The following is a 22,070-nucleotide window of genomic DNA, read 5'->3' as shown; positions in this document are numbered from 1 at the left end:
GCAAGCACGCTCCTGCAGGGTTGATTTATTTCTGGGTGGAATCAGTCAGGGGTGACCATCGACTGCATGGTCGCCTGGAAGTGTTCGCCATAGGGCGGCAACATGCCCCACTCGCGGCGCGGATCATGGGCCGCAGCCTTGAAAACGGTGCGCATGTGGCTGAACTCGAGGAAGCCTTCACGGCCGTGGTAATGCCCCATGCCGGAGGCACCAATGCCACCAAACGGCGCGTCGTGCATGGCCGCATGCATCATCACGTCGTTGATGGTCACGCCGCCCGAGATAGTGCGCTGCAGTACATGACGCCGCTCTTCTTCGCTCTGGCCAAAGTAATACAGGGCCAACGGCCGATCCCGTGAATTGATGTCCGCCAGCGCCCAGTCGATCTCATCGTAGGGCAGCACCACCAGCGCCGGCCCAAAGATTTCTTCCTGCATGATCAGGCTGTCACGGGGCGGATCGATCACCACTTGCAGGGGGCGACGCCGCGCCTGGGGATCAGCCTCCAGCTCCCGCGGGAAGCTCTCCACCCGGGCGCCCCGCTGTCGGGCGTCCTGCACGTAGCTTTCTATGCGCTGCAAGTGCCGGGCATTGACCACGGCCACCACATCCGGATTGTCGGCCACGGTCGGCAACAGCTCGTTGTAAGCCGCACCAAGGGCGCCGATAAAGTCCCCCAATTGCTCTCGGGGCACGTACACCACGTCCGGATTTATACAAATCTGCCCGCCGTTGTTGGCTTTGGCCACGGCAATGCTGAATGCAGCCTTGGCCAGATCGGCGCTGCGGGAAATGATCACCGGCGATTTGCCCCCGAGTTCAAGGGTCAGCGGCACCAGATTTTCGGCCGCATTGCGCATCACCGAGCGCGCCACGGCAGTGCTGCCGGTAAATACCAGATGGTCAAACGGCTGCGAAGTAAACGCCTGGGCCAGGTCTGCATCACCGAGCACCACCGCGACTTCCAGCGTATCGAACAATTCACCGAAGGCCCGGGCCAGCACCTCGGCTGTGCGCGGTACCACTTCCGAGGGTTTGAGAATGGCCCGGTTACCCGCGGCCAGCACGCAGGCCAGCGGACTGAGCAAGGTGAACAGCGGCGCGTTCCAGGTGCCCATGATCCCGATCGAGCCCTTGGGCTGATGCATCACCCAGGCCTTGGCGCCCAACTGGTCATAGGGGGCGAATACCTGGCGCGGCTCGTCCTGCACCCAGTGCGCAACATGGTCGCGGGCATATTTGAGCGATGCCAGTGAACCCAGCACATCATTCATCAACGAAAAACCCTGGGGCCGGCCACCAAAGTCCGCATCCATGGCTTCAACCAACGGCTGCTGATAACGCACCAGCAGCTCTATCACCCGCTGGATCCGTTGCTGACGCTGTTCAACGCTGACCGGACCGGCCTCGATAAAGGCTTTTTTTTGCGCTGCCAACAGGCTGGACAGCTGTTCTGGGGCCGTACTGCTGCATGTCATGGATCAGTCCTCTTGGCATCGTTTTAATGCGCCGACGCTAGACAATTACGACCCTCCACGCCTCGTCCGATCGGACGATAATCGGCTGTATTCGTTAGTCCATTAAGACGATGTAGGGCCCCACTGCGAGGGGAATACTGCAAGCACGAAAATTCAATCCATGAGGTTCGTCATGGCAATGCAAAGCAGTTTCGATCCCCAGGCATTCCGTACCGCACTCGGTACCTTCACCACCGGGGTGACCATCATCACCACCCAGGCTGAAGACGGATCACCTATCGGGATCACCGCCAACAGCTTCAACTCGGTGTCGCTCAATCCGCCGCTGGTGCTGTGGAGCCTGGCCAAGTCCGCCCGCAGCCTGCCGGTATTCAGCTCGGGCAAACACTGGAACGTGCACGTGCTGTCGACCGAACAGGAACCTCTGTCCGGGCGCTTTGCCATGCAGGGCGAAAACAAGTTCGCCGAAATCGAACTCGACAGCGGTATCAGCGAAGCCCCGCTGTTACAGGATTGCACTGCTCGCTTTCAGTGCCGTACAGCCTTTCAATATGAAGGCGGCGACCATGTGATTTTTGTCGGTGAGGTGCTCGCCTTTGATCACAGCGACCGCGCGCCGCTGGCGTTCCAGAGCGGCCAGTACGCACTGGCAACCCGCAAGCCCCGTAGCGAGCTGCGCCTGGCAACCACCCCGCCACCTCCGGAATGCAGCTACACCGAGGATTTGCTGGGGTATTTGCTGGGCCGCGCCCACTACCAGCTGCTGGACGCCCTGCATCGCCTGTTGAGCAACCAGCAACTGGACGAACATGCGTTTTTCATCCTCTCCGTGCTGTGCATTCGCGACAACCTGACCCTGAACGAGATCAACACCTTCGTCAGCTACACCGGGCACGTGGTCACGCTGGCCAGCATGCGCTTCCTGGAAAAACAGAATCTGGTGGCACTGGAGGGCAGCAACCATGAACCGCGCTACGTCCTGACCGCCACCGGCCGTGAAGCCTCTTTGCAACAGCTGGCCCTGGCCAAGGCGGTTGAGGAGAACGTCTCGGCCAAACTAGGCCCCGGCGATGCCCAGGCGCTCAAGGTGCTGCTCAAGCGACTGATCAGTGTCAGCGACCCCGGACTGCCTGACCTGTGGGCTCCCCGTTAATAAAGGATTATGTATGCGCATTATTTCGCGATTTGACCTGACCGGCAGTGTGGCGGTGATTACCGGCGGCGGCCGCGGCATTGGCCGGGCCATTGCCCTGGCCTACGCCGAAGCCGGCGCCGATGTGGTGCTGGCGGCACGCACCCTGGGCGACGTTGAAGCGGTTGCCCAAGAGGTCCGCCTTTTAGGACGCCGGGCCCTGGCCCTGAGCTGTGACGTGAATGACAGCGAGCAGCGCAGCGCCCTGGTGACCCAGGCGCGTGAACACATGGGCAGCATCACCCACCTGGTGAATAACGCTGGCGGCGCCGGTCCGAACGATCCGCTAACCCTGAGCGTCGAGCGTTTTGAAGAGATCATGCGCTTTAACGTGTCCTCGGCTTATCACCTGTGCCAGCTCTGCGTGCCCCATATGCGCGCTGCAGGCGCGGGCAACATTATCAATATCACCTCGGGGGCGGCGCGCTACGCGCAAACCCAGTTCAGCGCCTATGGCACGGCCAAAGCCGCTCTGAGCCACATGACCCGTCTGCTGGCCCAGGATTTCGCGCCGCTGGTGCGGGTCAACGGGATTGCCCCCGGACCGATCCTGACCGACGCCCTGAACCGCGTCCTGCCGGTGGCCATGCGCGACGTCATGATCAAGGCCACGCCGCTGCAAAGTCTGGGCGAGGTGGAAGATATTGGTGCCGCCGCACTGTACCTGGCCACCCCGGCATCGCGCTGGGTGACCGGCAAGATTCTGGAAGTGGACGGCGGTGCCGAGTCCAGCGTATGGCCGGGCTGACGCTGCACCCATGAACCTGTGGGAGCTGGCTTGCCAGCGCTGCACACGATTGGGTTTTGCAGTCAGAGCGCGCGCAATCCATCGCTGGCAAGCCAGCCCCCACAGCGACTCATATATTCCGGATTTTAGAGAGAGTGTTTATGGACCCGAAGTTGATTGAAGCCCTGGGCGATGAACTGTTTCACGCGCTGCTCGAACGCCGCAGCCTGCAGCCGCTGACCCAGCGTTACCCGGACCTGACGCTGGAAACGGCCTATCAGATTTCATTGCGCTTCCTGCAACGGCGCGAAGCCCTCGGTGAACAGGTGATCGGCAAGAAGATCGGGGTCACCAGCCGTGCCGTGCAGGACATGCTCGATGTGCATCAGCCCGACTTCGGCTTTTTGACCAACCGTATGCAGGTCGCCGATAACAGCGATGTCAGCTTCAGCGCCAATCTGCTGGTGCAGCCCCGGGCCGAAGGTGAAATCGCCTTTATTCTCGGCGAGGATCTGCACGGGCCCGGCATTACCGCCGAGGACGTGATGGCGGCCAGCCAATGGGTGGTGCCGTGTTTCGAGATTGTCGATTCGCGCATCGCCGACTGGAAAATCCGCATTCAGGACACCGTGGCCGACAACGCCTCATGTGGCGTGTTTGCCCTGGGCGAGCAGCGAGTCGATCCCCGTGATCTGGACCTGGCCAAGGTCGAACTGCACCTGCTGAAAAACGGCCAGCCGGCCGGCAACGGCTTCGGTTCGGCGGTGCAGGGTCACCCCTGCGCGGCAGTGGCCTGGCTGGCCAACACCCTGGGCAAATTCGATATTCCGTTTCGCAAAGGCGAAATCATTCTGTCCGGGGCCCTGGCGCCGCTGGTACCGGTGCTGCCCGGCGACGAGGTCAGCCTGACCCTCAGCGGCCTGGGTTCTGCACGCCTGCGCTTTGTGTCTTAAACCCAGTTCGAGAGGCTTACCATGAGCAATAAAATCAAGTGTGCCCTGATCGGGCCGGGCAACATTGGCACCGACCTGCTGTACAAACTGCTGCGCAGCGAGGTGCTGGAGCCTGTGTGGATGGTCGGTATCGATGCCACCTCCGAAGGCCTGACCCGCGCCCGCGAGTTAGGTCTCAAGACCACCAGTGACGGCGTCGACGGCCTGTTGCCCCACGTCCTGGCGGACAATATCCAGATTGCCTTCGATGCCACTTCCGCTTACGTGCATGCCGAAAACAGCCGCAAGCTCAATGAGCTGGGGGTGCTGATGATCGACCTGACACCTGCGGCCATCGGCCCGTATTGCGTGCCACCGGTCAATCTGCAAGCCAATCTCAAACGCGGCGTGATGAACGTCAACATGGTCACTTGCGGCGGCCAGGCGACGATTCCGCTGGTGGCTGCAGTATCCAGCGTGCAGCCCGTGGCGTATGCCGAGATCGTGGCCACGGCGGCGTCCAAATCGGTCGGCCCGGGCACGCGCAAGAACATCGACGAATTCACCCGCACCACCGCCAGTGCCATCGAGCAGGTCGGCGGCGCGAAAAAAGGCAAGGCGATCATTATCGTCAACCCTGCCGAGCCACCGCTGATCATGCGCGACACCGTGCATTGCCTGACCGAAACCGCGCCGGACAAGACGGCGATTACCCTGGCAATTACCGACATGATCCAGCAGGTACAGAAGTACGTACCGGGCTACAAACTGGTGAACGGCCCGGTATTTGACGGCAATCGGGTCTCGATCTTCATGGAGGTCGAAGGCCTCGGTGACTACCTGCCCAAGTACGCCGGCAACCTCGACATCATGACCGCTGCGGCGGCGCGTACGGCCGAGATGTTTGCCGAGCAAATGCTCAACGGCGAGCTGCAACTCAAGGCCACCGCCCCTCAACCTGCCCTCGCTTAAGGAGCTATCCATGGATCTTCGCGGCAAAAAAATCACCGTGCATGACATGTGCCTGCGCGACGGCATGCACCCCAAGCGTCACCAGATCTCCCTGCAACAAATGAAAGACATCGCCTGCGGCCTGGATGCTGCCGGTGTGCCTTTGATCGAGGTGACCCACGGCGATGGCCTGGGCGGCAGTTCGGTGAACTACGGTTTTCCGGCGCATACCGACGAGCAATACCTGTCGGCGGTAATCCCGATGATGAAGCAGGCCAAGGTTTCAGCCTTGCTGTTGCCGGGTATCGGAACCGTGGATCACCTGCAAATGGCCTACGAGCTGGGGGTCAACACGATCCGGGTCGCCACCCATTGCACCGAGGCAGACGTCTCCGAACAGCACATTTCCTATGCCCGCAAGCTGGGCATGGACACCGTGGGCTTTCTGATGATGGCGCACATGAACAGCCCCGAAGGGCTGGTCAAGCAAGGCAAGCTGATGGAGAGCTTCGGGGCCAACTGCATCTACCTCACCGACTCCGCAGGCTACATGCTGCCCCATGACATCAAGGCCCGGGTAGCGGCCATGCGGGCCGCGCTGCACCCGGACACCGAGATCGGTTTTCACGGCCATCACAACCTGTCGATGGGGGTCTCCAACTCCATCGCTGCAATCGAAGCCGGGGCTACCCGGATCGATGCGGCCGCCGCAGGTCTGGGCGCCGGCGCGGGCAATACGCCGATGGAAATCCTGGTGGCGGTCTGTGACCGCATGGGCATTGAAACCGGAGTCAGCGTGTTTGGCATCCAGGACGTGGCTGAAGACCTGGTCGTGCCGATCATGGACTTCCCGATCCGCAGCGATCGCGACGCCCTGACCATGGGCTATGCCGGTGTGTATGGCTCGTTCCTGCTGTTCGCCAAGCGCGCCGAGAAGAAGTACGGCGTACCGGCACGGGAAATTCTGGTGGAGATGGGCCGACGCGGCATGGTCGGCGGCCAGGAAGACATGATCGAAGATACCGCCATGACCCTGGCTCGCCGCCGGGGCTGAGGCAGGAGTTTGGCAAAGGCGCTGACGCAATGCGGGTCAGCGCCTTTGGCGTTTTTATCTGACAGGAAAACCGATTATGTCCAACCCTAACGTCGGCTGGCGCAGCCATGCTTTGCTGTTGTTGCTGGCTGCGGTGTTTGCCGACAACTTTGTCGGCCGGCAGATCCTGGCGGTCATGATTGAACCGATCAAGCTCGAATTCGGCGTCAGTGACACGGCCATGGGGCTGATTTCCGGGCTGGCATTTGCCGGGGTCTACGCCCTGCTCGGCTTGCCTGCCGGGCGTCTGGCCGATCGCATGTCGCGCACCCGCCTGCTGGCCATGGCGTGCCTGCTGTGGGCCGTGGCGACCATGGTCTGCGGCCTGGCCGTGAGTTTCTGGATGCTGGCCCTGGCGCGCATGGCGGTTGCGGTGAGCGAGTCGCCCACCACCTCGGCGTCGATGTCGATCATTGCCGACTTGTACCCGCCCCAGCGCCGTTCGTTTGCCATCAGTTGCTTCACCGCTGCACCGACCTTCTCGGCGGTGATCGGCTTGAGCCTCGGCGCCTGGGTGGTCGAGCAGTATGGCTGGCGCATGGCGTTTATCGTAATTGGCATGCCGGCGCTGCTGTTTTCCCTGGTGCTGGCCTTCGTGGTCAAGGACCCGGCCCGTGGCCGTTGGGATCTGGCCAGCGCCCATGCCGCGCATCCCCTGCAAAGCCTGAGCCGCGAAGCCCGCGCACTCTGGGCCCTGCCCGCTTACCGCTGCCTGATCATGGCCGGGGGCCTGACCACCCTCAGCTCCTATGCCATCGGCATGTGGAACACCAGTTTTCTGGTGCGCTCCCATGGCTTGTCGTTGCAGCACGCCGGACTCCTGGCCGGGTTTATTTGTGGCGGCTTTGCCGGTATCGGGGCGTTGTTCAGCGGCTGGTTGAGCGACCACCTGACGCCGCGCAATCCGCACTGGCAAGTGGGTATTCCGGTGATCGGGCACGTGGCCGCGATCAGCGCACTGTTCGCCTATTTGTTGTGGCCCGACACGGTCTGGACCCAGGTTGCAGGCGTGCCGATCCCCAGCGCCATGCTGTGGTGCGCGCTGTACAGTTTTTTTGTGGTGTGGTGGGTGGCGCCGTCCTACAACCTGGTCACGCAACTGGTGCCGGCCAATCGCCGGGGCACGGCGATGGCCTTGCAAACCATTATTTCGACACTGCTGGGGGTCGGGGTCGGGCCTTTGCTCGCCGGTTTGTTCAGCGATGCCCTGCTGCCACGTTTTGGCATTGAATCGTTGCGCTACGGCTTGCTGCTGGTGAGCCTGCCGGTGGTCGGTGCGATCATACTTTTAATTCGCACATCCACCCACGCCGCGCAGACCCGCTATTTGCATGTGGAACGCGCGGCGTAGTCAGCGACCAACTTGCGGGTCAGTTCCTCGGACGACAATTGGGCGCTGCGTCCCGGACTCAGTGCGAAGGCCTGACCCGCCCACAGGTTGATGAAATCCCCGGAACCGGCAGGCTCGGTTTTGGCCTTGAGCGGTAGCAGTGCGCCGCCCGCCAACGGAAACTCCGGGGCCTGGGAGTTCATCGGCCCCAGCTCACGCATCACCCGGTTGAGGATGCCGCGGGCCGGTCGACCGGTGAACAGGTTGGTCAGGGCGGTGCTGCCGGGGGCGGCTTCGCGCAAGGCGCGGTAATGGGGCTCGGCAAGTTTGGCCTGCTGGCAGAACAGGTAGGCCGTGCCGATTTGCACGGCACTGGCACCCAGGGCAAAAGCCGCCGCGATACCCCGGGCATCGGCCACGCCACCTGCGGCAATCACCGGCACGGATACCGCATCGACAATTTGCGGCACCAGGGCAAAGGTACCGATCTGGGTCGCCAGCTCATTGCTCAAAAACATCGCGCGGTGGCCACCGGCTTCGTAGCCCATGGCAATGATCGCGTCACAGCCGTTGCGCTCCAGCCACTGCGCTTCTTCAACGGTGGTGGCGGAACTTAAAATCTTCGCCCCGCAGGCTTTGACCCGGGCCAACAGGTGCGGGGCCGGCAGGCCGAAGTGAAAGCTGACCACCGGTGCACGCAGCTCTTCAACCAGGGCGCAGGCGGCCTCATCAAAAGGCGCACGGCTCGACACCGGGGTCGGCGCGTCATAGTCCACTCCCAGTTCGCGGTAATAATCCTTGAACAACGACTTCCACTGCCGGGCCCGGGCCTCGTCGGGTTCCGGGGCCTGATGGCAGAAGAAGTTCAGATTGAACGGTTGATCGCAGGCTTCACGAAAGGCCGCCACTTCGGCGCGTACCCCCTCCAGGGTCAGGGTGGCACAGGCCAGGGAGCCCAGCCCTCCGGCCCTGGCCACGCCAATCATCATTGCTGCCCCCGCCCCCAGCATCGGAGCCTGGATGATCGGATGGGCAATGCCCACCAGGTCGGTAAAACGGGATTGAGTCATTGCAGGTCTCGCAGATCAGTTCAAGGTTGAAACGGACATCAGCGCTTGGCGGCCAGGGCCGATATCAATGCCGGGTCACGATTATAAATGTCCGGTGAGTACACCACCTTGCCGTTCTTGTCGGCATGGGCGGTCCAGTACGTCATGAGGATAGGCACCGGGTTGGACAGCCTGAACTCGGTGGTGCGCCCGGTGGCCAGCAATTCCTCGGTGCGGGCCTTCTCCGCCGGGGTCACCAGCAGGTCGCGCAACTGGAACACCGACTCGACCCGCACGCAGCCTGAACTGAAGGCACGGGGGCCTTTACTGAACAGGGCCTGGCTGGGGGTGTCGTGCAGGTACACGGCAAACGGGTTGGGGAAACGGATGACGATACGCCCCAGCGGGTTGCGCGGCCCGGCACCCTGACGCAGCAGGATGTTGCCCGGACGGTCCCAGTCGATGCTCTGTACCGCCAGCGGCTGCCCGCTGCTGTCGAGTACCTGCAGGTCATGCTTGCTGAGGAAAGACGGATCGCGGCGAATCTGCGGCAGTTTGTCTTCCTTGAAGATGGTCGGCGGGATGGTCCAGGTCGGGTTCAGGGTCAGGCGCGTCACCCGGGACTTGAGCAACGGCGTCTGCCGGTCGGCCCGCCCGACCTGGGTGCGGGTCTGCCATACCGGCTGGCCGTTCTGGAACACGGTCAACTGTGCAGCCGGAACATTGACCAGCAGGCTGGTGGGTTCGAAGTCCCGGGCCATCCAGCGAAAACGCTCCAGATTGATCCGCAGTTGCTCGCGGCGGGTTGCCGGACTGACGTTCAACTCTTTAACAGTGCCCGGCCCGACAACGCCATCGGCCTGTAGCGAGTGATCGAGCTGGAAGCTCTTGACCGCCGAGGCCAGCTCATTGGAGTAGGTGTTGTTGACGATCTGCGGCTCGCCGCTCAGGTAACCCTCGCTGGCCAGACGCCTGGCCAGTGCCGGTACCCGCGCATCCTGCATGCCGGGGCGCAGCAAGGGGCCATCCGCGATCGGCTGCCACTGGGGCAGCGGCTGCTGGCGCTCCCGGGCATAGACCCGGCGCAAGTCTTGATATTGCTCAAGGGCGGGACGGGCCTGGGCAAAAGCAGCTGCCACGTTCTGCACCCCGGGCCCGGCGATTGCCAGCAGTTCGGCCTGGGGGTCTACCTCTACAGCGTTGGCGTGCCAGACCGGTTCAAAGCGGCTTTGCGTCAGGCGACCAAAATGCAAATCGTGCAGGGCTTGCAGATATTGACGGCTGGTGTCGATGTCGGCACACAGGTCCTGGCCCTCGGGCAAGGGGTAATTGAGCGGGTCGAGCCCGTCGTCGGCCAGCTGTGGCAAGGCGGCCTGCAGAGCGGCCAGACGCCCTTCTTGTGCCCATACCGGCTGGTAGTTCTGGCCTTCATAAAAGGCCTGCAAAAGTGCCTGGGTCTGAGGCGTCAGGCCGGACGCCAGGGTCGGACAGGCCTGAGGCAGTTGTAGCAGGGTCTGCTGCAGGGGGTTGTCAGGCTGGTCGGGGGGCATGTCGGCCCATGCGACCAATGGCGACGCGAGCAAGGCAATGCTCAAGTAAAATGCCTGTTTTTTGATCAACTGCTTTACTCCAATCCATGGCCGTCACGTTGGCGGTCACCGTAACAGCCGTCACGGCAACCCTGAAGGCTAGCAGTAAATAAAGGATCGCCATTAACTCGATGGAGTGTCAGGAGCCAATTCAACAGTGGAAACTCTTAATCTATGCTGATTTCTTTGCGACGACTTTTTCTGGTCGCCGCGACCCTGGGGGCCTTGTGCAGCCCAGCGTTCGCCGCCAATACTTCATCACCAGGGCTTTACAACAGCCTCGCCCAGGCCGCTCCGGAACTCAATCCCCAGGTACTTAAAAGTGCCCTCAGTGCCATGCAATGCGCCGTCAGCAGTGGCGCCAGCCCCGCACAAAACCTTGCCGTCATCGACTATTCGCAACCTTCCACGGCCCGCCGCCTGTGGATCTTCGACTTGCGCAAGAAGACCCTGGTGCTGCGTGACCTGGTGGCCCACGGGCAAAAATCCGGGGAAAACTTCGCCACTCAATTCTCCAATAATGAAGGCAGCCATCAATCCAGCCTTGGCCTGTTCCGCACCCAGGAAAGCTACCAGGGTGCCAACGGTTACTCGCTGCGCATGGACGGCCTGGAGCCGGGTATCAATGACAGTGCCCGTGAGCGGGCCATCGTGATTCACCCTGCCAGCTATGTGAACCCGTTGTGGAGCCAGACCCAGGGCCGCATCGGCCGCAGTCAGGGCTGCCCTGCCGTACGCCCGCAAGTGGCGCGCCAGGTGGTAGACAAACTCAAGGACGGTCAGTTCATGTTTGCCTGGTACCCCGATCAGCATTGGCTGCAATCGTCGGCTTATCTGAACTGCAAGCCCCGCCTGGTGGCGAGTATCGTCTCCACCAAAGGCGGCTGAGAGGCAGGACGTCGGTGCTGACTACGCCGATGACACTTTTGAAGCGAACCCTTTCACTGACTGCCTCGATAATCGAAAGCATTCTGATGAAATGTCGAGGTTCAGCATGACGAGTGCCATCACCGGGCAGGTCAGCCCCAAAACCCTGAGAAAAGTCATTGCCGCCGCGGCCATCGGGAACTTCGTCGAATGGTTCGACTTCGCGGTTTATGGCTTTCTGGCCACCACCATCGCCCAGCAGTTTTTCCCCAGCGGTGATGCCAGTGCCGCGCTGCTCAAGACCTTCGCCGTATTCGCCGTAGCCTTTGCGTTCCGTCCCCTTGGCGGCATTTTCTTCGGCATGCTGGGTGACCGCATCGGTCGCAAAAGAACCCTGGCGATGACCATTCTGTTGATGGCGGGTGCCACCACACTGATCGGTTTACTGCCTGTCTATGCCGCCATTGGCGTGATGGCGCCGATCCTGTTGACCCTGATCCGTTGCGCCCAGGGCTTTAGCGCCGGGGGTGAATACGCCGGTGCCTGCGCCTACCTCATGGAACACGCTCCTGATGATAAAAGGGCCTGGTATGGCAGCTTCCTGCCGGTATCGACCTTCTGTGCCTTCGCAGCGGCGGCCGTGGTGGCCTATGCCCTCGAGGCGTCGCTATCGGCACAGGCCATGGCCGATTGGGGCTGGCGCCTGCCGTTCCTGATTGCGGCACCACTGGGTCTGGTGGGGCTTTACATGCGTCTGAAGCTGGATGAAACCCCGGCATTCCAGGCGGTGGCCGAGGAACATGCGGTGGCCCACTCCCCGCTCAAGGAAACCCTGCGCAACCATGGCGCGGCCATCTGCTGCCTGGGCGCCTTTGTGTCGCTGACGGCGTTGTCCTTCTATATGTTCACCACCTACTTCGCGACCTACCTGCAAGTAGCCGGGGGCCTGAGTCGGGCAACGGCGTTGCTGGTTTCGCTGATTGCCTTGCTGTTTGCCGCCGCGATCTGCCCGCTGGCAGGACTGTATTCAGACCGCGTCGGGCGCAGGGTTACGGTGATGACGGCCTGTGCACTGCTGATGGTCGTGGTCTATCCATCGTTCCTGATGGCCAGTTCCGGCGGCTTCGCAGCGTCCATCATCGGTGTCATGCTGCTGGCGGTGGGCGCGGTGCTGTGCGGGGTAGTAACCGCCGCCCTGCTCTCGGAAACCTTTCCGACCCGCACTCGCTATACCGCCTCGGCCATTACCTACAACATGGCCTACACCCTCTTCGGCGGTACCGCACCGCTGGTGGCGACATGGCTGATCAGCACCACCGGCAGCAACCTGTCGCCAGCCTTCTACCTGATAGCCGTTGCACTGCTGGCCTTGCTCGGTGGCCTGGCGTTGCCGGAGACCTCAAGGATTTCCCTGCATGAGGCCGGGGCCGGAACCCCGGGCGCAACAGATCCGCGCAGTAAAATGGCCATTCACTGCGGGATAGGTGACGGGTAGTCAGCACCGGAAAAATGCGCAGCCAGATTGGCCAGGGTCAGGTCGGACATCGCCCTGCGGGTATCCCAGGTGGCACTGGCCATATGTGGCGCCAACAGCACATTGTCCAGCCCCAACAAGCCGGGATGGGGCCGTGGTTCATCCTCGAACACATCCAGCCCGGCCCCCAAAAGACGACCCTCGGCCAGTGCGCTGGCGAGCGCGGCCTCATCAACCACGCTCCCACGCCCCACGTTGATGAGGATGCCTTCACTGCCCAGTGCCGCGAGCACCGTGGCATCCACCAGGTGCCGGGTCGATTCCCCGCCGCCCACGGCAATCACCAGAAAATCCACAGCTGCAGCCAGCTCGGTCAGCGATGAATAGTAAGGATACTCAACCGCCAGCGGACGCCGCCCGTGGTAGCTGATGCGCATGTCAAACGCCGCCGCGCGCCGGGCAATCGCCATGCCGATGCGCCCCAGCCCGACGATGCCCAGACGCGCGCCGCTGACCTTGCGGGTAAAGCCGAACGGACCTTGCTGCCATTGCCCGGACCGCACGAACTGATCGGCCCTGGCAATGCGCCTGGCGGTGCCGAGCATCAAGGTAATGGCGAAATCGGCAACGTCTTCGGTCAGCACGTCCGGGGTGTGGGTCACCACAATGCCCCGGACCCGGGCGAACTCGACATCGATACCGTCGTAACCGACACCGAACACCACTATCACTTGCAGATCAGGCAGGCGCCCGATCAGTTCGGCCCCCACCCGCGACTCACCATTGGCGACCATGGCACGGATTCCCCGCGCCTTCAGTGCATCGAGTCCGGCACCGCTCTCGCTACACTCCAGCACCTCATATCGGGCATGTAAACGCTCGCTGAGCATGTCCGGCAGACGCGCCACTTTAAGCACTGTGAACATTTTCGCGGCCCTCCCGTATAGCATCACGTACGACCTGGCGCTTGCGTTGCCCCCCCAGGTACAACCCCAGCACGCCACCGGCCAGCAAGGCGACGGCGACCATCAACAAGGCGTAGTCATAGCTGAGGGTGGTGTCCTTGATCCAGCCCATGACCGGTGGCAGACCAAGCCCGGCGATGTTGGCAATGGAGTTGATCAAGGCAATCGAAACAGCGGCCGCTGGCCCGGACAGGTACTCGGTAGTCGTGGCCCAGAACACCGGGGTCGCCGCCCAGTTCAGGCCGACCGCCACCACCAGCATCACGTATGCCAGCCACTGATTGCCGGTAAACACCGCCAACCCCAGCATGCCCCCGGCCAGCAACAATGGCCCGCCCAGGTGCCAGCCCCGCTCACCGGTGCGGTCGGAATGGCGGCCGTTGGCGTACATGAATACACAGGCCAGGAAAAACGGCATCGCCGACAGCAGGCTGACCACAAACGAACCTTGCTTTGATACCGACTGCACGATCAGCGGCAAAAACAGCGTCACCCCGATAGTGCCGAAAGCCTGAAGTAACCAGAACAGACTCAGCAACCACACCTGGCGACTGCGAAACGCCACATGCCAGGCATCCTTGTGCGAGATGACCGTGGTCGCCTGTTCGGCCTCGATGGTGCGGCTGAGCCAGGCTTTTTGCGCACTGTCCAGCCAGTTGGTAGTGGCGGGAGAATCTGGCATGTAGCGCAGGACCACGATGCCCAGCGCCACTGCAGGAATGCCCTGGAGAAAGAACAGCCAGCGCCAGCCGTTGATGCCCAGCAGACCGTCCAGGTGCAGGAAGGCACCCGACAGCGGCAAGCCGATCACCGACGCCAGGGCCGCGCCGATGTAGAACCATGACATGGCCCGGGCGCGGTCACTGCGCGGATACCACTGGGACAGGTAGTAGATGATGCCGGGGGTGAAACCGGCTTCGGCTGCACCCAGCAACAGGCGCATCACGTAGAGCTGGTTGGCGCTCTGGATCAGGCTCATGCCGGCGGCGATGATGCCCCAGGTGATCATGATCCGCGCAATCCAGCGCCGAGCACCGACCCGGGTCAGGATGATGCTGCTGGGCACTTCGAACAGAATGTAGGTGAGGAAGAACAGACCCACGCCGATGCCGTACATGCGCACGCTGAGCCCGAGGTCGGCGTTCATGGTTAACGCCGCCACCGAAATGTTCGACTTATCAATGTAAGCCACCATGTACAACAACATCAGGAAGGGAATCAGCTTCAGGTTGAGCTTCTTCATGGTGCTGGCATGCAGACAACTGTCCAGCGAAGGACCTGTCATGGGGAAAACCTCTTGTTGTATTTATTTTAGGAACCCGACAGCCGCCTGATCCCTTGGTTATGGCCAGACGATAAACCAGTCGCGACAACAGTTCAATATATGATGACGCGTCCCTTTATATGGGATAAATCATTGCCCAGTTCGACCCGCTGCCGACATTTGCTTGCCGGTGCCGCGGCTCGGGGGCGGCGCCCAAAGGCTATCGCTGGCAAGCCAGCTCCCACAGGGGAATGGCAACTTTTCAGATCACAACAAATCTGTAGGAGCCTGGCTTGCCAGCGATGCGGGGGACCGGGTGTCTGTGTTCAATCGCTGGCAAGCCAGCTCCCACAGGGGGAGTGGCAACTTTTCAGCACACAGCAAATCTGTAGGAGCCTGGCTTGCCAGCGATGAGGGCGACCGGGTGCCTGTGTTCAATCGCTGGCAAGCCAGCTCCCACAGGGGAGCGGCAACTTTTCAGCACACAGCAAATCTGTAGGAGCCTGGCTTGCCAGCGATGAGGGCGACTGGATGTCTGTGTTCAATCGCTGGCAAGCCAGCTCCCACAAAACACAGTGCCCACAGGGGATTTTCGGGGGGCTTTCAGATCAGAAGTTGGCGGGGGTGTTGGCACTGATGATTTCCGCCTCGTCCGCCCCGATATTTCTGAAGCGATGGGGCAGCGTGGTCGGGAAGTAATAGCCGTCCCCGGCATTCAAGATGCTGCTCATTCCATCTACGGTGAGCTCAACCACTCCCCGCGTGACCAGTCCGCACTCCTCCCCTTCGGCGTGCACAATCGCTTCTTCACCCGAGCTTGCGCCAGGCGCATATTGCTCGCGCAACAAACGCATCTGCCGGCCCGGCACCGAAGCGCCAATCAGCAACAGGCGCAAGCCGTCACGGCCCAGATCCGGCTGTTCATTGGCCCGGAACACGTACTGGTGAGCACGGGGCGGCTGGTCGAAGGTGAAGAAGTCGGCCAAAGACATGGGGATGCCTTCCAGCAGTTTCTTCAGAGAGCTGACTGAAGGACTGACGCGATTCTGCTCGATCAGGGAGATGGTGGCATTGGTGACGCCGCTACGTCGGGCCAGCTCGCGCTGGGACATTTTGTAGCTTTCGCGTACTAGTTTGAGTCGTGAGCCCGTGTCCATGACAGCCTTATGTGTGAACTACTTAAGGGTAATGGGGGGGCGACGGATGGCGTAGATCGCACCGTACCCCTGTACCACAAACGTGAAAGGCGGCTATTAAATCACGTTTGCGGGTGTTGCTCAGCAGGTTCGCCAAATGACCGCTAAATATAAGACCTCCGGGAGCGGACTTGCCCGGGATCAGGCCGCTTGCCAGGTGTTATCAGATACCGAAACGGTCGCGCATTGCGTAGTACGCCGCGCCCATGGCTGTAAGCGGCGCCTGGAAGGTACGGCCGCCAATCATCGGCATGTGCGGCAAGGAGGCAAAAGCGTCGAAACGCTCGGCATCGCCACGGATCATTTCCGAGATCAATTTGCCGGCCAGGTGCGAACAGGTCACCCCGTGGCCGCTGTAACCCTGCATGTAGTAGGCGTTTTTCTCGATACGACCGAATTGCGGCATGCGTGACATGGTCAGCAGGAAGTTGCCGGTCCAGCGATAGTCGATTTTGACGTTCTTCAATTGCGGGAAGGTCTTGAGGATTTTCGGCTTGATCAGTTTTTCGATGTCGTCCGGTTCGCGGGCGCCATAGACCACGCCGCCGCCATACAGCAAACGATTGTCGGCCGTCAGACGGTAGTAATCCAGCAGGTAGTTGCAGTCTTCAACGCAGTAGTTGTTGGTGATCAGGCTGCGGGCAACCTCTTCGGGCAGCGGTTCGGTCACGGCAATTTGCGACCCGCAAGGCATGCTCTTGGCGGTCACGCGATTGTCGAGGTTCTGCGGCAGATAGGCGTTACCGGCGATCAGCAGGTACTTGGCCCGCACTACGCCCTTGGCGGTGCGCACTGTGATCGGCTCGCCGTAAGTGATGTCCACGGCAGCCGACTGTTCGTAAATTTTACCACCCAGGCCAATGAACGCCATGGCTTCACCAAGCGCCAGATTCAGCGGATGGATGTGCCCGCCCTGCATGTCCAGCAGACCACCAACGTAGTTGGCACAGCCTACTTCGCGCTTGATGTCCGCTGCGTCGAGCATTGTCAGCTTCTGGTTGCCATAACCCTCCCAGCTGCTTTTCTGCTCGGCCAGGGCTTTGAGCTGCTTGCTGTTGAGCGCGGCAAAAATTCCGCCCGGACGGTAATCACACTGGATGTCGTACTGGTCGATGCGCTGGCGAATGATATCGGCGCCTTCGAACATCATGCTGCCCAGCACCCGGGCCGTCTTTTCGCCGTAACGGGCCTCGATGACATCGACGTCCCGGCTATAGGAGTTGACCAACTGACCGCCGTTGCGACCGCTGGCACCGAAACCGACCCGGGCCGCTTCAAGCACAGTCACGCTGTAGCCCGCTTCGGCAAGGAACAGGGCCGAGGACAGGCCGGTGTAGCCGGCGCCGATCACACAGACATCGCACTCCACCGATTCCTCGAGCACCGGGAATTCGGCCCTGTGGTTTCGGGTCGCGGCGTAATAGCTGTTTACATGGGTTTGTTTCATGAAATTCTCCGATGGGCACCGCCGGCGTACCGGCAGGTCCGGACGCCGGCGGCACGTATTCGTGGGGGACGCAGGCTCTGCGTCCCCCACCAACTGCGCAATTGTTCTATCTGTGAATGACAGCCGTTGGCCAATCAGACGGTGTGCAAGTACCAGTTGTACTCCAGGTCCGAGATGGAGTTCTCGAACTCGGCCAGCTCGCTTTCCTTGCAGGCGACGAAGACGTCGATGTACATGGGATCGATATATCTGGCCATGACTTCGCTGTCATCCAGCTCGCGCAGGGCATCGCGCAAGTTGTTCGGCAAGCTCTGTTCATTTTGCTCGTAGCTGTTGCCTTCCACCGGTGGGCCCGGTTCGATTTCGTTGGTCAGACCGTGGTGAATACCGGCCAGTACCGAAGCCATCAGCAAGTACGGGTTGGCATCGGCGCCGGCAACCCGGTGTTCGATGCGTACCGAATCGGCAGAGCCTGTGGGGACGCGAACCGCTACGGTGCGGTTGTCGATGCCCCAGCTCGGTGAGTTAGGCACATAGAACTGGGCACCGAAACGGCGGTACGAGTTGACGTTCGGGCAGAGAAAGGCCATCTGCGCCGGCAGGGTCTCGAGCACACCGCCGATCGCGTGACGCAGTGCGGCGTTCTGCTCGGGATCCTCGCTGGCAAAGATGTTATTGCCCTGCTTGTCGAGAATCGAAATGTGCACGTGCAGACCATTGCCCGCCTGGCCCGGGTACGGCTTGGCCATGAAGGTGGTGTCCATCTCATGGTCGTAGGCAATGTTCTTCACCAGACGCTTGAGCAACACCGCGTAATCGCACGCTTTGATCGGGTCGTTGACGTGATGCAGGTTGACTTCGAACTGCGCCGGGGCGCTTTCCTTGACGATCGCATCAGCCGGGATGCCCTGCTCTTTTGCACCTTCCAGAATGTCCTGCAGGCAGTCGACGTATTCGTCGAGATCATCAATCAGGTACACCTGGGTCGACATCGGGCGCTTGCCGGACACCGGCGAACGCGGGGACTGCGGACGACCGTTTACGTTGTCCTGATCGATCAGGTAGAACTCGAGTTCAAAGGCGGCGCAAATGGTCAGGCCCATGTCATCGAACTTGCTGACCACCTGACGCAACACTTCCCTCGGGTCAGCGAAGAACGGCTGGCCTTCAAGTTCGTGCATGGTCATTAACAGCTGGGCCGTCGGGCGCTTCTGCCAGGGCTCGATGCACAGCGTATCGGGGATGGGGTAGCAGATGCGGTCCGAATCACCGATGTCCAGGCCCAGGCCGGTGCTTTCCACCGTAGAACCATTGATGTCCAGTGCAAACAATGATGCCGGCAGGTTTATGCCTTTTTCGTAGACCTTGTGCAGACTGGTGCGTTCGATGCGCTTGCCGCGCACCACGCCGTTCATATCCGCAATGAGAAGGTCGACGTACAAAACCTCAGGATATTTCTTAAGGAATGCGTTCGCTTCATTGAGCTGAATGGCACGCAGGGGGACCGACATGAGGCACCTATTATGTTAATTATTATGTTCACAGCTGTTTCTGAAACCCAGTCAATCCGAAAGGCAAAGTGAAGTCAATAGCGAACACCTGGGCCTTCATCGTTATTTTTCAGGCAAAAATTAGCTCATATTGTGCCAACGGAGCTTTGGCATAGCGGCGAATTATGACGATCCGAAGCTGCGTGTTTAGAATTTTTTACATAGAAGTTGTTAATTAAAATCAACAAGGCTAAGCTCCGAAAAAGCTCTTCAAGTGTCAAACTTCGAGGTGATAAAAATGGCAATCAAGCCATTGATCGGCGTTACAGCGTGCGTCAAACAGATTGGCCTGCACCCCTACCACGTCAGCGGCGACAAGTACCTGCGGGCTGTAAGTGTCGCGGCGCAAGGGCTCCCGGTGATCATTCCCAGCCTGGCCGAACTGACAGAAACAGATGAACTGCTGGCCCGTCTGGACGGCCTGCTGCTCACCGGCTCACCGTCGAACGTACAACCAGTCCACTATGATGGCCCCGCCAGTGCACCCGGCACGGAGCACGATCCGGCGCGCGATGCCACCACCCTCCCTCTATTGCAAGCAGCCATTGCGGCGGGGATTCCGGTGCTCGGCATTTGCCGAGGCTTTCAGGAAATGAACGTGGCGTTTGGTGGCAGCCTGCATCAGAAGGTGCATGAGCTCCCCGGTGCCCTCGACCACCGCGAAGCGGATCACCCGGATCTGTCCGTGCAGTACGCCCCGGCCCATGCCGTTCACGTGCAACCGGGTGGTGTATTCCAGGCGCTGGATCTGCCCACGGTGTTTGAGGTCAACTCGATCCACGCCCAGGGCATCGACCGCCTGGCCCCGGGTCTGCGCGCCGAAGCCATTGCACCGGACGGCTTGATCGAGGCGATTTCTGTCGAGCACAGCGAGGCGTTTGCCGTCGGCGTGCAATGGCACCCGGAATGGCAGGTCATGAACAACCCTGTCTACTTGAGTATTTTCCAGGCGTTTGGCGATGCATGCCGACAACGTGCAGCGCTTCGTGAGAGCCGCTGACTGACAAGTCCGATACCTGTTTGAACCCTGAACTGCCCCCGTGAATCAGGCGGGCGTGTCTTGGCACGCCCGTCCTTCACCACAACAACAAACCGCAATAACAACAAGTACTACCGACAGCCCGTCCACAGCTGTCTTGCAATCAACTCTTATGTCGGGCCCTTCTGGCCTGACGACTGAAATCTGTTGGGAGTTTCACATGGCAAACGCCTCCAGCCTTTACAGGAAGGTTCTTGAAGGCCAGCAGACACCGAAAAAGGTGCTGGTAAAATTCGATCGGGTCACGAAAAAATTCGACGAGACGATTGCCGTGGACGATGTGTCCCTGGAGATCCATCAGGGCGAAATCTTTGCCCTTCTCGGCGGTTCCGGTTCCGGCAAGTCGACCCTGCTGCGCATGCTGGCCGGCTTCGAGCGACCGACTGAAGGACGGATTTATCTCGACGGGGTCGACATCACCGACATGCCGCCCTACGAGCGGCCGATCAACATGATGTTCCAGTCCTACGCCCTGTTTCCGCACATGACCGTGGCCCAGAACATTGCCTTCGGCCTCAAGCAGGACCGTTTGCCTGCCAGCGAAATCGACGCCCGGGTTGAAGAAATGCTCAAGCTGGTGCACATGACCCCGTACGCCAGGCGCAAGCCCCATCAATTGTCCGGCGGTCAGCGTCAGCGTGTGGCCCTGGCCCGTTCGCTGGCCAAGCGTCCGAAGCTGCTGCTGCTCGATGAGCCGATGGGCGCACTGGACAAAAAACTGCGTTCGCAAATGCAGCTCGAGCTGGTGGAGATCATCGAGCGCGTCGGCGTGACCTGCGTCATGGTGACCCACGACCAGGAAGAGGCCATGACCATGGCCCAGCGCATCGCAATCATGCACCTGGGCTGGATCGCCCAGATCGGCAGCCCGGTGGATATCTATGAAGCACCGGTCAGCCGCATGGTGTGTGAGTTCATCGGTAACGTGAACGCCTTTGACGGCGATGTGATCGAAGACGAAGAAGGTTTCGCGATCATTCACTGCCCGGAACTGGAGCGTAATATCTACGTCGGCCACGGGGTCACTACGTCACTGGAAGACAAGTCGACCACCTACGCTATTCGCCCGGAAAAAATGCTGGTCACCACAGTCAAGCCGGACTTCGAGTACAACTGGTCGCGGGGCAAGGTGCATGACATTGCCTACCTGGGTGGCCATTCGGTGTTCTACGTCGAACTGCCCGGCGGCAAGATCGTGCAGTCGTTCATGGCCAACGCCGAGCGCCGTGGTGCACGACCGACCTGGGACGACGAAGTTTACGTCTGGTGGGAAGACGACAGCGGCGTGGTACTGCGCTCATGAACCTTCGAAAATTCAAACGCCGTCTGCAACGAATAACCCCCGGTGGCCGCCAAATGGTCATCGGGATTCCATTCCTGTGGCTGTTCCTGTTTTTCATGCTGCCGTTCTTTATCGTCCTGAAGATCAGCTTTGCCGAAGCCGACGTGGCGATTCCGCCGTACACCGAGATCTACAGCTACGTTGACCAAAAGATTCAGCTGCTGCTGAACCTGGGCAATTTCGCAATGCTGGGTGACGACGAGCTGTATATCGCCGCTTACCTGGGCTCGTTGAAGATGGCTTTCTTCAGCACCGCGTTGTGCCTGCTGATCGGCTATCCGATGGCCTATGCCATTGCCAATGCGCGCAAAGAGATGCAGACCGTGCTGGTGCTGCTGATCATGATGCCGACCTGGACTGCGATCCTGATCCGCGTTTACGCGTGGATGGGCATTCTCAGCAACAACGGCCTGCTCAATGGTTTCCTGATGTCGATGGGCTGGATCAGCGAACCGCTACAGATCCTCAACACCAACATCGCGGTGTATATCGGCATCGTCTATTCGTACCTGCCGTTCATGATCCTGCCGCTGTACGCCAACCTGGTGAAACACGACCACAGCCTGCTGGAAGCCGCGTCCGACC

Annotated in this window: 19 protein-coding genes; 11 read left to right on the top strand and 8 right to left on the bottom strand. The window is 60.8% G+C overall.

Annotated features, from left to right (window positions below):
- Positions 1 to 41: 41 nt before the first annotated feature.
- Positions 42 to 1,478, bottom strand: a complete 1,437-nt coding sequence (locus JQ845_RS22545) for a coniferyl aldehyde dehydrogenase (protein ID WP_203009488.1) — start codon at positions 1,476 to 1,478, stop codon at positions 42 to 44.
- Positions 1,479 to 1,650: 172 nt separating this feature from the next.
- On the opposite strand from JQ845_RS22545, the gene JQ845_RS22540 reads away from it, so the two are divergent.
- The 6 genes from JQ845_RS22540 to JQ845_RS22515 all read left to right on the top strand — a co-directional run bounded on the left by JQ845_RS22540 (position 1,651) and on the right by JQ845_RS22515 (position 7,724).
- Positions 1,651 to 2,631, top strand: coding sequence for a flavin reductase family protein (locus tag JQ845_RS22540; protein ID WP_003447751.1), 981 nt, complete (start codon positions 1,651 to 1,653; stop codon positions 2,629 to 2,631).
- A 13-nt stretch (positions 2,632 to 2,644) separates the two neighbouring features.
- Entirely contained in the window at positions 2,645 to 3,418 is a 774-nt protein-coding gene (locus JQ845_RS22535) for a glucose 1-dehydrogenase (RefSeq protein ID WP_203009487.1), read from the top strand.
- A gap of 140 nt (positions 3,419 to 3,558) precedes the next feature.
- Entirely contained in the window at positions 3,559 to 4,350 is a 792-nt protein-coding gene (locus JQ845_RS22530) for a fumarylacetoacetate hydrolase family protein (protein WP_203009486.1), read from the top strand.
- Positions 4,351 to 4,371: 21 nt separating this feature from the next.
- Positions 4,372 to 5,301, top strand: a complete 930-nt coding sequence (locus JQ845_RS22525) for an acetaldehyde dehydrogenase (acetylating) (RefSeq protein ID WP_003447757.1) — start codon at positions 4,372 to 4,374, stop codon at positions 5,299 to 5,301.
- Between the two features lie 10 nt (positions 5,302 to 5,311).
- Positions 5,312 to 6,334 carry a 4-hydroxy-2-oxovalerate aldolase gene (dmpG, locus tag JQ845_RS22520; RefSeq protein WP_003447759.1) on the top strand — a complete coding sequence of 341 codons (1,023 nt, stop codon included), beginning with the start codon at positions 5,312 to 5,314 and terminating at the stop codon, positions 6,332 to 6,334.
- Between the two features lie 76 nt (positions 6,335 to 6,410).
- Positions 6,411 to 7,724 (top strand): spinster family MFS transporter, encoded by a 1,314-nt coding sequence (locus tag JQ845_RS22515; protein ID WP_010657409.1) that lies wholly within the window; start codon positions 6,411 to 6,413, stop codon positions 7,722 to 7,724.
- Here JQ845_RS22515 and JQ845_RS22510 read toward each other — a convergent pair.
- Positions 7,697 to 8,773: an NAD(P)H-dependent flavin oxidoreductase gene (locus JQ845_RS22510; protein WP_127195629.1), complete on the bottom strand. Its 1,077-nt coding sequence runs from the start codon at positions 8,771 to 8,773 to the stop codon at positions 7,697 to 7,699. The two genes, JQ845_RS22515 and JQ845_RS22510, sit on opposite strands and share 28 nt — an antisense overlap.
- A gap of 38 nt (positions 8,774 to 8,811) precedes the next feature.
- Positions 8,812 to 10,371, bottom strand: coding sequence for a L,D-transpeptidase family protein (locus JQ845_RS22505; protein WP_003447779.1), 1,560 nt, complete (start codon positions 10,369 to 10,371; stop codon positions 8,812 to 8,814).
- Positions 10,372 to 10,515: 144 nt separating this feature from the next.
- On the opposite strand from JQ845_RS22505, the gene JQ845_RS22500 reads away from it, so the two are divergent.
- Entirely contained in the window at positions 10,516 to 11,229 is a 714-nt protein-coding gene (locus tag JQ845_RS22500; RefSeq protein WP_003447781.1) for a murein L,D-transpeptidase catalytic domain family protein, read from the top strand.
- Positions 11,230 to 11,335: 106 nt separating this feature from the next.
- Positions 11,336 to 12,703, top strand: coding sequence for an MFS transporter (locus JQ845_RS22495; RefSeq protein ID WP_203009485.1), 1,368 nt, complete (start codon positions 11,336 to 11,338; stop codon positions 12,701 to 12,703).
- On the opposite strand, the gene JQ845_RS22490 is transcribed toward JQ845_RS22495, so the two are convergent.
- The 5 genes from JQ845_RS22490 to JQ845_RS22470 form a co-directional block, all read right to left on the bottom strand.
- Positions 12,679 to 13,608: a 2-hydroxyacid dehydrogenase gene (locus JQ845_RS22490; protein WP_203009484.1), complete on the bottom strand. Its 930-nt coding sequence runs from the start codon at positions 13,606 to 13,608 to the stop codon at positions 12,679 to 12,681. The two genes, JQ845_RS22495 and JQ845_RS22490, sit on opposite strands and share 25 nt — an antisense overlap.
- Positions 13,592 to 14,932 carry an MFS transporter gene (locus JQ845_RS22485; protein WP_010657414.1) on the bottom strand — a complete coding sequence of 447 codons (1,341 nt, stop codon included), beginning with the start codon at positions 14,930 to 14,932 and terminating at the stop codon, positions 13,592 to 13,594. The genes JQ845_RS22490 and JQ845_RS22485 overlap by 17 nt, the downstream gene beginning before the upstream one ends.
- A gap of 587 nt (positions 14,933 to 15,519) precedes the next feature.
- Positions 15,520 to 16,068, bottom strand: a complete 549-nt coding sequence (locus JQ845_RS22480) for a cupin domain-containing protein (RefSeq protein WP_003447789.1) — start codon at positions 16,066 to 16,068, stop codon at positions 15,520 to 15,522.
- 202 nt (positions 16,069 to 16,270) lie between these two features.
- Positions 16,271 to 17,554: an NAD(P)/FAD-dependent oxidoreductase gene (locus JQ845_RS22475; RefSeq protein ID WP_003447790.1), complete on the bottom strand. Its 1,284-nt coding sequence runs from the start codon at positions 17,552 to 17,554 to the stop codon at positions 16,271 to 16,273.
- Between the two features lie 134 nt (positions 17,555 to 17,688).
- Positions 17,689 to 19,065, bottom strand: coding sequence for a glutamine synthetase family protein (locus tag JQ845_RS22470; protein ID WP_203009483.1), 1,377 nt, complete (start codon positions 19,063 to 19,065; stop codon positions 17,689 to 17,691).
- A gap of 277 nt (positions 19,066 to 19,342) precedes the next feature.
- Here JQ845_RS22470 and JQ845_RS22465 point away from each other — a divergent pair, with 277 nt between their 5' ends.
- The 3 genes from JQ845_RS22465 to JQ845_RS22455 all read left to right on the top strand — a co-directional run.
- Positions 19,343 to 20,104 (top strand): gamma-glutamyl-gamma-aminobutyrate hydrolase family protein, encoded by a 762-nt coding sequence (locus JQ845_RS22465; protein ID WP_127195633.1) that lies wholly within the window; start codon positions 19,343 to 19,345, stop codon positions 20,102 to 20,104.
- 199 nt (positions 20,105 to 20,303) lie between these two features.
- The gene (locus JQ845_RS22460) at positions 20,304 to 21,446 is read left to right on the top strand and encodes an ABC transporter ATP-binding protein (protein ID WP_060781773.1); all 1,143 of its coding nucleotides are present in this window, start codon (positions 20,304 to 20,306) and stop codon (positions 21,444 to 21,446) included.
- Positions 21,443 to 22,070, top strand: a 628-nt coding sequence (locus tag JQ845_RS22455) for an ABC transporter permease (RefSeq protein WP_203009482.1), incomplete at its 3' end; no start/stop codon positions are given. The genes JQ845_RS22460 and JQ845_RS22455, both read left to right, overlap by 4 nt.

It is taken from the genome of Pseudomonas paraversuta (genome assembly GCF_904063065.1).
GTDB lineage: Bacteria > Pseudomonadota > Gammaproteobacteria > Pseudomonadales > Pseudomonadaceae > Aquipseudomonas > Aquipseudomonas paraversuta.
The sequence above is the reverse complement of the archived record's forward strand: the minus strand, read 5'-3'. Positions and strand labels throughout refer to the sequence as shown.

What these genes read in the sequence shown, in the direction of transcription:
- JQ845_RS22485 (WP_010657414.1), bottom strand. Translation starts at nt 14,932, where the DNA reads ATGACAGGTCCTTCGCTGGACAGTTGTCTGCATGCCAGCACCATGAAG.
- JQ845_RS22535 (WP_203009487.1), top strand. Translation starts at nt 2,645, where the DNA reads ATGCGCATTATTTCGCGATTTGACCTGACCGGCAGTGTGGCGGTGATT.
- JQ845_RS22495 (WP_203009485.1), top strand. Translation starts at nt 11,336, where the DNA reads ATGACGAGTGCCATCACCGGGCAGGTCAGCCCCAAAACCCTGAGAAAA.
- JQ845_RS22475 (WP_003447790.1), bottom strand. Translation starts at nt 17,554, where the DNA reads ATGAAACAAACCCATGTAAACAGCTATTACGCCGCGACCCGAAACCAC.
- JQ845_RS22525 (WP_003447757.1), top strand. Translation starts at nt 4,372, where the DNA reads ATGAGCAATAAAATCAAGTGTGCCCTGATCGGGCCGGGCAACATTGGC.
- JQ845_RS22500 (WP_003447781.1), top strand. Translation starts at nt 10,516, where the DNA reads ATGCTGATTTCTTTGCGACGACTTTTTCTGGTCGCCGCGACCCTGGGG.
- JQ845_RS22480 (WP_003447789.1), bottom strand. Translation starts at nt 16,068, where the DNA reads ATGGACACGGGCTCACGACTCAAACTAGTACGCGAAAGCTACAAAATG.
- JQ845_RS22490 (WP_203009484.1), bottom strand. Translation starts at nt 13,608, where the DNA reads ATGTTCACAGTGCTTAAAGTGGCGCGTCTGCCGGACATGCTCAGCGAG.
- dmpG (WP_003447759.1), top strand. Translation starts at nt 5,312, where the DNA reads ATGGATCTTCGCGGCAAAAAAATCACCGTGCATGACATGTGCCTGCGC.
- JQ845_RS22510 (WP_127195629.1), bottom strand. Translation starts at nt 8,773, where the DNA reads ATGACTCAATCCCGTTTTACCGACCTGGTGGGCATTGCCCATCCGATC.
- JQ845_RS22530 (WP_203009486.1), top strand. Translation starts at nt 3,559, where the DNA reads ATGGACCCGAAGTTGATTGAAGCCCTGGGCGATGAACTGTTTCACGCG.
- JQ845_RS22515 (WP_010657409.1), top strand. Translation starts at nt 6,411, where the DNA reads ATGTCCAACCCTAACGTCGGCTGGCGCAGCCATGCTTTGCTGTTGTTG.
- JQ845_RS22470 (WP_203009483.1), bottom strand. Translation starts at nt 19,065, where the DNA reads ATGTCGGTCCCCCTGCGTGCCATTCAGCTCAATGAAGCGAACGCATTC.
- JQ845_RS22545 (WP_203009488.1), bottom strand. Translation starts at nt 1,478, where the DNA reads ATGACATGCAGCAGTACGGCCCCAGAACAGCTGTCCAGCCTGTTGGCA.
- JQ845_RS22540 (WP_003447751.1), top strand. Translation starts at nt 1,651, where the DNA reads ATGGCAATGCAAAGCAGTTTCGATCCCCAGGCATTCCGTACCGCACTC.
- JQ845_RS22465 (WP_127195633.1), top strand. Translation starts at nt 19,343, where the DNA reads ATGGCAATCAAGCCATTGATCGGCGTTACAGCGTGCGTCAAACAGATT.
- JQ845_RS22460 (WP_060781773.1), top strand. Translation starts at nt 20,304, where the DNA reads ATGGCAAACGCCTCCAGCCTTTACAGGAAGGTTCTTGAAGGCCAGCAG.